Origin of the sequence: Hydrogenophaga defluvii, assembly GCF_042665235.1 — a bacterium.
Classification (GTDB): Bacteria; Pseudomonadota; Gammaproteobacteria; order Burkholderiales; family Burkholderiaceae_C; genus Hydrogenophaga; species Hydrogenophaga defluvii_A.
The window spans coordinates 31,012-41,650 of the sequence record NZ_JBHTBZ010000076.1; the positions used below are offsets into that span (position 1 = coordinate 31,012).

10 protein-coding genes and 1 tRNA gene are annotated in these 10,639 nt (G+C 60.0%); 6 read left to right on the forward strand and 5 right to left on the reverse strand.

What is annotated here, in order from left to right; translation table 11 throughout:
• Positions 1-11 precede the first annotated feature (11 nt).
• The 5 genes from pheT to ACFQU0_RS19990 all read left to right on the forward strand — a co-directional run bounded on the left by pheT (position 12) and on the right by ACFQU0_RS19990 (position 4,571).
• On the forward strand, positions 12-2,447 hold the full coding sequence (gene pheT / locus ACFQU0_RS19970; RefSeq protein ID WP_382203711.1) for a phenylalanine--tRNA ligase subunit beta: 2,436 nt from the start codon (positions 12-14) through the stop codon (positions 2,445-2,447).
• Between the two features lie 19 nt (positions 2,448-2,466).
• Positions 2,467-2,814 (forward strand): integration host factor subunit alpha, encoded by a 348-nt coding sequence (locus tag ACFQU0_RS19975; protein ID WP_382203713.1) that lies wholly within the window; start codon positions 2,467-2,469, stop codon positions 2,812-2,814.
• Positions 2,815-2,916: 102 nt separating this feature from the next.
• A complete protein-coding gene (locus ACFQU0_RS19980) occupies positions 2,917-3,384 on the forward strand; it encodes a MerR family transcriptional regulator (RefSeq protein WP_382203715.1) in 468 nt (155 codons plus the stop codon).
• A 31-nt stretch (positions 3,385-3,415) separates the two neighbouring features.
• Positions 3,416-3,492 (forward strand) — tRNA-Pro (locus tag ACFQU0_RS19985).
• Between the two features lie 323 nt (positions 3,493-3,815).
• The gene (locus tag ACFQU0_RS19990; RefSeq protein WP_382203717.1) at positions 3,816-4,571 is read left to right on the forward strand and encodes a GIY-YIG nuclease family protein; all 756 of its coding nucleotides are present in this window, start codon (positions 3,816-3,818) and stop codon (positions 4,569-4,571) included.
• Between the two features lie 311 nt (positions 4,572-4,882).
• Here ACFQU0_RS19990 and ACFQU0_RS19995 read toward each other — a convergent pair whose 3' ends face one another.
• From ACFQU0_RS19995 to ACFQU0_RS20015, 5 genes are all read right to left on the reverse strand, one after another.
• Positions 4,883-5,524: a hypothetical protein gene (locus ACFQU0_RS19995; protein WP_382203719.1), complete on the reverse strand. Its 642-nt coding sequence runs from the start codon at positions 5,522-5,524 to the stop codon at positions 4,883-4,885.
• Between the two features lie 135 nt (positions 5,525-5,659).
• Positions 5,660-6,241: a hypothetical protein gene (locus ACFQU0_RS20000; RefSeq protein WP_382203721.1), complete on the reverse strand. Its 582-nt coding sequence runs from the start codon at positions 6,239-6,241 to the stop codon at positions 5,660-5,662.
• 1 nt (position 6,242) lies between these two features.
• Entirely contained in the window at positions 6,243-6,422 is a 180-nt protein-coding gene (locus tag ACFQU0_RS20005) for a hypothetical protein (protein WP_382203723.1), read from the reverse strand.
• Positions 6,423-6,434: 12 nt separating this feature from the next.
• Complete coding sequence (locus ACFQU0_RS20010; protein ID WP_382203725.1) at positions 6,435-6,665, reverse strand: helix-turn-helix transcriptional regulator; 231 nt, start codon at positions 6,663-6,665, stop codon at positions 6,435-6,437.
• Between the two features lie 598 nt (positions 6,666-7,263).
• Positions 7,264-8,688: a tyrosine-type recombinase/integrase gene (locus tag ACFQU0_RS20015; protein WP_382203727.1), complete on the reverse strand. Its 1,425-nt coding sequence runs from the start codon at positions 8,686-8,688 to the stop codon at positions 7,264-7,266.
• Positions 8,689-9,153: 465 nt separating this feature from the next.
• Here ACFQU0_RS20015 and ACFQU0_RS20020 point away from each other — a divergent pair, with 465 nt between their 5' ends.
• Positions 9,154-10,392, forward strand: a complete 1,239-nt coding sequence (locus ACFQU0_RS20020; RefSeq protein WP_382203729.1) for a tyrosine-type recombinase/integrase — start codon at positions 9,154-9,156, stop codon at positions 10,390-10,392.
• Positions 10,393-10,639 lie beyond the last annotated feature (247 nt).

Sequence of the window (10,639 nt, forward strand, 5' to 3'; positions counted from 1 at the left end):
AGGTCAGCAACATGCAATTCCCCGAATCCTGGCTGCGCGCATTCTGCAACCCGCCGCTGTCCACCCAGCAACTGGCCGATACCCTGACCATGGCCGGCCTGGAAGTCGAAGAACTCCAGCCCGTGGCACCGCCGTTCGACAAGGTCGTGGTGGGTGAGATCAAGGCCGCCGAACAACACCCCAACGCCGACCGCCTGCGTGTGTGCCAGGTGGATGCGGGGCAGGGCGGCGCGCTCCTGCAAATTGTGTGTGGCGCGCCCAATGCGCGTGTGGGCATCAAGGTGCCGGTGGCGCTGGTGGGCGCCGAGCTGCCCCCGGGTGAAGACGGCAAGCCTTTCGCCATCAAGGCCGCCAAACTGCGCGGCGTGGACAGCGCTGGCATGTTGTGTTCGGCGCGTGAACTCAAGCTGTCGGAAGACCATGGCGGCTTGCTCGAGTTGGCTGCGGACGCCACCGTGGGCCAGAACATCCGCGAGCACTTGCGTCTGGACGACACCCTGTTCACCCTCAAGCTCACGCCCAACCTGGCGCACTGCCTGAGCGTGTACGGCATCGCACGCGAGCTGTCGGCGCTCACCGGTGCACCGTTGCAGACGCCCAGCTTCCCGGCTGTGCCCGTCACGTTGCCTGCCGATGACCGCCTTGCCGTCAAGGTCAGTGCCCCCGACCTGTGTGGCCGCTTCTCAGGCCGCATCGTGCGTGGTGTCAACACCAAGGCACAGACGCCGGCCTGGATGGTCGAGCGCCTGGCGCGTTGTGGCCAACGCAGCGTCTCGCCGCTGGTGGACATCTCCAACTATGTGATGTTCGAGTTCGGTCGGCCGTCGCACATTTTTGATCTCGACAAAATCCACGGTGGCCTGGACGTGCGCTGGGGCCAGCCTGGCGAACAACTCAAGCTGCTCAACGGCAACACCATCACGGTGGACGAGAAGGTGGGCGTGATCGCCGACGGCGTGCAAGTCGAATCGCTGGCCGGCATCATGGGTGGCGACGCCACGGCCGTGTCCGAGGACACCAGCAACGTGTTTGTGGAAGCCGCCTTCTGGTGGCCGCAGGCCGTGGCCGGCCGCTCGCGCCGCTACAACTTCAGCACCGACGCCGGCCACCGCTTCGAGCGTGGTGTGGACCCTTCCACCACGGTGGAACACATCGAGCGCATCACCCAACTCATCATCGACATCTGTGGTGGCCAGGCCGGCCCCATGGACGACCAGGTGGTCAACGTGCCCCAGGCCAAGCCGGTGAACTTGCGTGCCGCGCGCGCGGCCAAAGTCATTGGCATGCCCGTGCCGGTGCAGCAATGTGCCGATGCCCTGCAGCGCCTGGGCCTGCCGGTGTCGGTGGCGGGCGATGTGGTCACGGTCACGCCACCGCCTTTCCGTTTTGACCTCACCCTCGAAGAAGACCTGATCGAAGAGGTGGCACGCGTCATTGGCTACGAGCAGTTGCCCACCACCCCGCCGCTGGCGCCCATCACCGCCAAAATTCGGCCCGAAGCCAAGCGCGGTCCTTTCGCGGTGCGCCGCCAGATCGCGCAACTGGGCTACCAGGAAACGATCAACTTCAGTTTCGTCGAAGAGCGCTGGGAACACGAGCTGGCCGGTAACGCCGACCCCATCAAGCTGCTCAACCCCATCGCCAGCCAGATGAACGTGATGCGTTCTTCGTTGGTGGGCAGCCTGGTGCACGTGCTGCGCTTCAACCTGGCGCGCAAGGCCGAACGCGTGCGCGTGTTCGAGCTGGGCCGTGTGTTCAGCAAGGACGCCCGCGTGCCCGACAGCGACACCAGCGTGGCCGGCTTCGCCCAGCCCATGCGCGTGGCGGGCCTGGCCTACGGCGACGTGGGCCCGTTGCAATGGAGCAGCGAGGCCGCGCGCAAGGTGGACTTCTTCGACGTGAAGGCGGATGTGCAGGCCTTGCTGGCACCGCGCCGTGCCACCTTTGAGCCAGCCACCCACCCGGCCATGCACCCGGGCCGTTGCGCCCGCGTGCTCATCGACAACCAAGCGATTGGTTTCGTGGGCGAGCTGCACCCCAAATGGCGCCAGGCCTATGAGCTGCCTCAGGCCCCGGTGTTGTTCGAACTCGCCCTTGACGCCGTGTTGGCCCGCGACGTGCCGGTGGCCCAACCGGTGGCCCGCCACCAGGCGGTGGAGCGCGACATCGCGCTGGTGGTGACGGAGAGCGTCACACATGCGGCGCTGATGCAGGCCATCGAGTCTGCCGCCACGGGCGGCGTGTTGCGCCAGGCGACCCTGTTCGACGTCTACCGCCCCAAAGCCGGGCAGGACAATGCAGCGGTGGCCGTTGGCGAAAAAAGCCTGGCCGTGCGCCTGGTCTTCAACAAGACGGACGCCACACTGACCGAAGAGGAAATCGACGCCGCCGTGTCGGCCGTGCTGGCCGCGACACACGAGCGCCTGGGCGCCCGCCTGCGCGCCTGAGACACCGGGAGGAGACACCATGAGCGAACCCGTTGACAACCTCGAAACGCCGGCCCTGACCAAAGCCCAGCTGGCCGACATGCTGTTCGACCAGATCGGTCTGAACAAACGCGAGTCCAAGGACATGGTCGATGCGTTTTTCGATCTCATTGCCGATGGGCTGGTCGACGGAAAGGACGTGAAGATCTCCGGCTTCGGCAACTTCCACATCCGCACCAAGGCCGCCCGCCCGGGGCGCAACCCACGCACGGGTGAGCCGGTGGCCATCGAGGCGCGGCGTGTGGTCACCTTCCACGCCAGCCCCAAGCTCAAAGAGCAGGTGCAGGCCACGGTGGGTGCAGCGCCCAGCACGACCCCTGATGCGTGATGACGCGAGGGTGGCGGTGCAGCCACAGTGGACGCAACGCTTTTGCGTCCACGGGCCAGTTGGAGTAGATTCCAAGGTTTGGTTTGTACCGCGTTGATTCCAATGGAAATCCAGCTTCCACCCATTCCGGCCAAGCGCTACTTCACCATCGGCGAGGTGGGCGAGCTGTGCGGTGTCAAACCCCACGTGCTGCGCTACTGGGAGCAGGAATTCACCCAACTCCGTCCGATGAAGCGCCGGGGCAACCGCCGCTATTACCAGCACCACGAGGTGCTGATGATCCGGCGCATCCGCGAGCTGCTGTACGACCAGGGTTTCACCATCAGCGGCGCCCGCAACCGCCTGCAGGAGCTGGCGCAACTGGAGCGCGACAAAAAACGCAGCGGTGACGATGGTGTTGGCATCGGGGGCATGGAGGTTTTCGAAGTTGACACCGCTGCGATGAACGAGAGCGATCCCTTTGAAGCGATGCAAAAACTCGCTTCATCGCAAGACGCGCTGGACGCCTTGCAGCAAGTGCGCACCGAATTGCTCGCCATTCGTGATTTACTGAGCCAACCTGCCGGATAGGGTGCAAAACAAGCTATAATTTGAGGCTTGTCGGCGTGTAGCGCAGCCTGGTAGCGCACTTGCATGGGGTGCAAGGGGTCGCGAGTTCGAATCCCGCCACGCCGACCATTAAAATCAAGGACTTAGCTTCGAAAGGGGCTAAGTCCTTTTCTTTTTTCAGCCTCTGATGGCTCTGTGAAGGAACCGTTATAGGAACCGACGCGGGCTACTTGCCCTTGGTTGAGTCAAAAACCGGGGACAGACCGCACAAGCGAAAGAAAAGACATGAGGTCTTGCTCTTAGGCTGCAGGCAAGGCCGATGCAGTCCTCGTGAATGAGATCTTGCCGGTCGAAGCCGCCTGTCAGCTCCTTCTTGGTCAGCATGTTTGAGCGGCCAGCCGAATGGCTGGCTTTCTTCTCTATGCAGTATGGGGTTGCTGTAGTCTTCAGGCATGGCAAAGTCAATCTGGGACACCCGCAATAAGAGGCAAGGGCCGAAGCCAGCTAAGGCTTACGAGAGCAACGCGGAGCACTTGCTTCAGGTGGCTGTTGGTCTACCCAGACCCCGCGAACTCCGCGCGCAAAGAGTTGAAGCTGAGGTCAGGCTCTACAACAAGAACGACCGAAGACTTCCTACCATCGCCGAGCTACAGACACGTCACAACTTCACTGAAGAGGCGGCAGCCTCTTTCCTGCGAAGCGTCCAGAGGAAGATTAGAGAGCGTGAGAGGCGCACGGCTTCAGTTGCTCCTGAGAAGCCCATGGCCTTTCGCAGTCCTCCACCCGCACAGCAACCAACGCCTCCGACAACGCCGGAGTCCACCCCTACACCCTCACCTCTTGTAGCCGGCCCCTCCGCCGCACTCTTCGCCGTGCTCGCAGATATTCGTCGTCGCTTCGGCGACGAGATACGCACGCGTGGCGAGCAAACTGTTGTCAAGGAGGGTTTCGTTTATCTAGCTGTCCACCCGTGCTTTGACGGGTGGGTTAAAGCGGGGATGACGATTGATTACGAACTGCGCCTTGCTAGCTATAACACCTCTGACCCACTGTCAAGGTTCGCTTTCGTGTCTGCCAAGTGGGTGCCAGACCGACGCCAAGCTGAAAAACTGCTTCTCGAATACTTGGCAGGTATGGCGGAAGAGATGCGCGGGGAGTGGGCTCGCGTCTCGGTAGTAAAGGCGCTGGAAGCTCTGGGCAGGGTGTGAGTTGTCCGTTCCGTATGCTTGGGGATAGGGATACTGTGTCTGTTATCTCAGCAGGGACAAGAACTGCCACTGACTACCAAGCCCCACACAATAAAAACAACTACCTTAGGTGCACCGAAAAACTGCTGATCTGTGCGCCTCTGCGCGCTCGCCTGCCAAAGTGCCAGGGGGTACCTTACGCGCGTACTGGTCATAAACCGCCGTCGGTCAGGCTCTGCCCTTGCTCACGTAGCAAGCTGTTCAACTCCACGATCAGCCGCCGCAGCTTGACAGTGTGCCCGCCCTTGTAGGCATTACGCGCCGATGCCGCCTTACCTGCCGCGCTTTTTGGGCCGGTGGCCTGTTGCCAGGGCTTCCACCGCTGGATTGCCTCGCGCTGCCTCTGCCGTTGCTCTGGTGTCCATTTCCTTGCCGCCATGCGTGGCCCCCTCTAACACTTCGATTTGCTCAGTCTGGTTTTCCAACGCGCGCACGGTGTCGCCGCCGTTGGCGTGCCCGTTGTTCACTTGCTGGGGACCGTGGGCAATGTTGGCTTGCTTCACGAACGTGGCCTGCCGGGGAAACTTCAGGTCGATCACCGCCTGAATGGTCGCGCGGCTCTGTGCCTGGGCTTTCAGGGCAAGCCCCAAAAACGCCTCAAGGTGTCGTTGATACTGTTGATGGTGTGCCCGCTTGGCAAGGCTCACGAAGATGGTTTGCAGCGCCGTCGCCTGCCCGATCAGCATGGACTCAAGCCCCGACAAGTCACCCGCCGCGCTCTTGTCCATGCTGGCGCGCAGCGTGGCCACCAGGGCATCGGTGTCTACATCGTCGCCAAGGATGTTTGATTGGTAGGTGTCCACCACAAACGCCGCGTTCATGGCCGGATTCACCGCCACCTCCGCCGTTGCCTGTTCGCTCGTTTGGTCTGGTGCGCGCTCGACGGTCAACGTCTTGGGGTTTTTCTTGCTCATGGTGTCGGCCCTCCGGAGCCTGGGCACCGCTGCAACATCACTTTCAGCCTCCTGTAGGGGTGGCAACATGCATAGGTGTTCATTTTCTGAAGCAGTGGGGGAAATTTGAACTGATGCATGCCAAACACAGAGAACCTAGACTGCATGCGGGTTTACAGGCGATTTGCGTTTGCTTGACTGCTTCACCTTTTGAACAAGTGAAATCGATACTGCTTCAGAATCTGAAGCGCAAAAACGGGTTGACGCTTCATTTTCTGAATCGGCAGGCTTCATTTTCTGAAGGCCCAAACTGTTTTGGATGGCCTGCCGAACTTCGACCACGGTCTGGAATGCCTGCCATTCGTTGGTGGCGTTGCATGCCTTCAAGCCAAGCTTTGGATACTCGAATGCAGGCTCATCGGTGAAGCGGTACAGATTGCAAACTTTCTGACCGTAGGCGATGCCACCTTGCCGTGTGACGGCGATCAGACCAACCGCTTGCAACTCGCGCAGCGCCCTTGTCAGGGTAGCCGACGATCTCCAACCGTAATGCTTTAGGTCGCCAAGGGCAGCACTGATATTGCCGTTATTGGTGGATTGCAGCTTGCGGCGTAGAACAACGTATAGGCTTTGGCTGGCGTAGCCAAGGCCCCGCCAAGCCATCGAATCGATGATGCTCCAATAAATGCGCGCATGGCCGCCGCGCGGGTCTGGGGGTTTCTTGTTGCTTCGTCGCATCTCATGCCCTGGGCAATGCGGTCATTCGGCAGAACACATGAGGTACGCTTTGCGGTTGGTTGGCACGCAGTAATGTCTGCCCCTTCAAGGCATAGGCCGCCCGCAGCTTGGAAAACGCGCTGTCATTTTTAGGCGCAGTTTGCCCTTCGCCCCGTGTTAGGGCGTTGTGTTGTTTGTCCATGTTGCCTCCCTCTTAGGAAGCGTTCACGCGGGAGTCGATCCAGGCGCTTACCGCGTCGGATGGCCAAGCAACCGCACGCGCTGTTAGCTTGATGGGCGGGGGGAATCCACCTTCAGCAATCAATTTGTATAGGGTGCTGCGTGCCATTCCGGTCATGGCCTGCACTTGCTGGCGTCGCAGCAAGTGGCGTTCTTTTGTGGCCAGTGCGGCCCGTATTTGTTCTGCGGCTGTCGCCATAAGCATCGCTCCTTTGCCCGCTACTGGGCATCGATTGAACACGCTCTAAGCGAGGGGCAACCGCAACATCAAGCACAGCGCCAATTTGGAGTTAGCGGGCTTAAGGTGCTACAGTCTCACGCGAAGGTCGCAATATCTTCACGGTCGACTGACCCCTGAACCCTCATCGCACTGCAATGCTTTGGGGGTTCTTGCTTTTGAGCACTTGTCGGATTTCAAGGTGCTTCGGTAGGCTTCTTGAGATCTGACTGTTTTTATTCTGCCTCAACTCATTTCAGTAGGCAAAAAATCTCCTGGCGATCACCACGAGGATGGGCGGTGCTGCCGCTCGATAACTTGTTGCCACCCGTATTTGCCGCTGCCCAACTCGTAGTCTGGTGAAATGGTCGTCCGTTTGCTCACGGTGAAAGCGGATCTAGTAGCCGGCGCGCGGTTGGAGAACAAGTATGCGACACTGAACTTATCTTTATTCTTGCCCTCTGTCGATCTGCAGAAACGTCCGGTGTCGTTCTTGTCGTTCTTGTCGTTCTTGTCGTTCTTGTCGTTCTTGTCGTTCTTGTCGTTCTTGTTGTCGTGGGGCCTGGTGCCGTTCGTCTGGGTGATCTCACGCCGTTTTGAGCGTCACAACATTGTCGGCAAAGCCCTTGGCTCTGGCTTCCATTAATTCCAACCGTTCCCCCAACAGTCGCCACGCGTCGCGCATTGGGGCTTCGTATTGCGCCCGCTGGTAGATGCGCTTGACCTTCTTTTCCTCGGTGTGGTTTAGGCATCGTTCGACGACATCGGGCAGCACGCCCAATTCAGCCATGATCGTGGCTCCAGTGCGCCGCAGATCGTGAGGTGTCCATTTACCGCCAATCAGCACCAGTGCATCAACATGCTTGGATCGTCCGGTCATAGGCGCATCGCCAGGGCGTTGACGGTCGCCCACTTGTTTGGTGACGGTCTTTTCACACACATGGTCGGCAAAATCGGGTCGATCTTTCTTTGCGCGTGTCGCTGGAAACAGCCACGGCGTCAGGCCAGTGACGGCCTTGAGTTTCTTCAACTGCCGCACCGCAACGTCATTCAGCCAGATTTCATGGCGCTTGCCGTTCTTGGTTTCGGGCAAGGTCCAGATGCGCCGGTCAAAGTCAACATGCTCCCAGCGTGCCGACAAAACTTCACCGATGCGCGCCAGCGTCGCGAGTTGCAACAACAGCGCCACTTGGCTGGTGTCGGCCATGCCAGCCAGGGGAAGCTTACGGAACAGGTCGATCAGTTCGGCCTCGGACAACACGCGGTCGCGTTCAACATCCTTGCCGATCTTCGCCTTCTTGATTCGCGCCGTGGGATCAGCTTCGATGTAATCGCGGTCTAGCGCAAAGCCAAACATTTGGCGCATGTCGGCCAACGTCTTTTTGGCGGTTCGCACCATGTTCTGCGTGTCGGTGGCGCGCGTCTTTATGGTGTCGACCACTTCCTGAACGTGCGCCTTGCCAACGTCAGTAGCGGCCATGCTACCGATCAAGGGGAAAACATCGCGGGTGAACGACCTTTCTGTCTCGCTGCCCTTGTCTGCCCGCTTGACCAACTCCAGGCGCTGCCACTGCTCGAAAAGTCCCTTCACGGTTAACCGTGCCTGTTGCGCTGCCAGAGACTGCAAGCGTCGTTGTTGCGTCAGCATGGCTTCTTGGCGGTCGGCTTCAATCTTGAGTCGTTCCACCTCTGCCGCTGCCGCCTCGCGCTGTCGCTTAAGTTGCGCTTGTTCAACGGGGTCGACCGGCTCGCGTTTGGATTTGGCCGATGGATTGATCTGGTCTTTGGCTTCGTTCTTGGCCTTGCGAATCTCTTTCAACTCGACGCTGGGCCACGTTCCCAATGACAGATTGCGCTTGGCACCTTTGAACTTGTAGGTCAGAAAAAAGTTGACGCTCACCGCGCCATGTTTGGCCACGTAAACCTTGCCCCAGACCGATTCACCATCGGACAGCACGCGACCTCTATCTGCTTCGGTCAATGCTTCCAACTCATACACGGTCAAGGGCATAGCGGTTCCTCTTTTGCCATTTTTCCACCGTGAAGGAACCGTTATAGGAACCGTTTGCGGTGGCTCTGAGTGTAGCTGTGTGGCCGTCTTTGGACAACGTTCGCTGTCAAGTTAGTGCAAGATGTTGTTTTGTAAAGGATTTTCTGCTTTAGTTTGGACTGGCGCAAACCTCATGAGAAAACCTAAAACTTGCATGGGGTGCAAGGGGTAGCGAGTTCGAATCCCGCCACGCCGACCATTTCTACTGATAAAGCCCGTTAGGAACATACACCTAACGGGCTTTTTCTTTGGAAAATCAACGGTTTACCCTGCAACGGGGTACACAGACCGACATTGACAGCCAGCGCGAGGGCAGGGAACATTTAGGGGAACAAACCCCGGTTTTCCTGAAAACGGGGAACACGCCTATGAAAAAGACGGGGAACACGCCCCGGCCATAGGGGAACAACCCACCGGGGAACACCCATGCTGACCGACGCCGAATGCCGCAACGCCACCTGTCCAACGGACAAAAAGCGCGTTCGTCTGACCGATTCCGGGGGGCTTTACCTTGAGGTGACGCCCAATGGCCGCAAACGCTGGTTTTGGAAGTACAGCCGGGAGGGCAAGGAGTCGCGCATGGCGTTGGGCAACTACCCGGCTGTGGGCCTGACGGCAGCACGCAAAGCGCGGGACACGGCGAAGCTGAAAAAGTCGGACGGATTCGACCCGGTGCAAGCGCGCCAGTTGGACCGACTCAAACAAGCCATGAGCGAGGGTGAGACATTCGAGCATGTGGCGCGCGAGTGGTACGGCAAGAAATCACCCCTGTGGAGTGGGCACCACCAGACCCGAGAGCTTCGCAACTTGGAAAAAGACCTGTTTCCCTGGCTGGGCAAGCGGCGTATTGCAGAAATCGAGCCGGTGGAGTTGTTGCAAACCATCCGGCGGGTGGAGGCGCGAGGGTCATTCGATGTGGCCCACCGAGTGCTGACCACGGCGCGCGGCGTATTTGCCTATGCCCTGGCCACCGGCAAGGCGGGGCGGAACATCGCCATGGACTTGAAAGGCGCACTGACCCCACACAAGGGCCGACACTTCGCGGCAATCACCGATCCGGTGAAGCTGGGCGAACTGATCCGGGCCATACGGGGCTACAAGGGAGGGCTGATCGTGCGCGCGGCGCTGCAACTGGCACCGATGCTGTTTCAGCGACCCACCGAGCTACGCGCGGCGGAGTGGTCCGAGTTCGATCTGGACGGCGCGCTGTGGTCAATTCAGGCCAAGCGCATGAAGCGCACCTATGACGGCAAGGAAAACGGCGACCCGCATTTGGTGCCCCTGCCTGCCCAGGCGCTGGCCATCCTGCGCGAGTTGCACCACCTGACCGGCGACGGTGTGTTGCTGTTCCCCGGTGAGAAATCGCGCAACATCCCAATCAGTGACAACACCCTACGGGCGGCGCTTCAGACGCTGGGCTATGGGTCCGATGTGCAGACCGTTCACGGCTTCAGAGCCACGGCGCGGACCCTGTTGGATGAAGTGTTGGAGTTTGACCCGCTGGTGATTGAGGCGCAGTTGGCCCACACCGTGAAGGACGCCAACGGGCGGGCCTACAACCGCACCACCTACCTGAAGCAACGCGCGGACATGATGCAACGGTGGGCGGACTACCTGGACCGGCTGGCCGCTGGTGCTGAGGTAATCGAGTTCAAGCGGGCATGAATACCGCGATGCCCTGGCGCGGATTGACCGGGGCGACAAGGCGGGGCCGGTAGGTGTTGCGACCACTTCACCGGCCCCTGACCATCAATGAAAGCGAGTTCAAGAATGGCTGAAGCGACTGTATCGGATACCCGCGAGCACTGCGACGCATTGACCGGGCGACTGGCCCAACTGCAAGCACAAATCACGCTGATCGCTGGTGAAGGTTTGGAGTCTTTCCAGTGCATGAATGACGAGTTGCAATCGG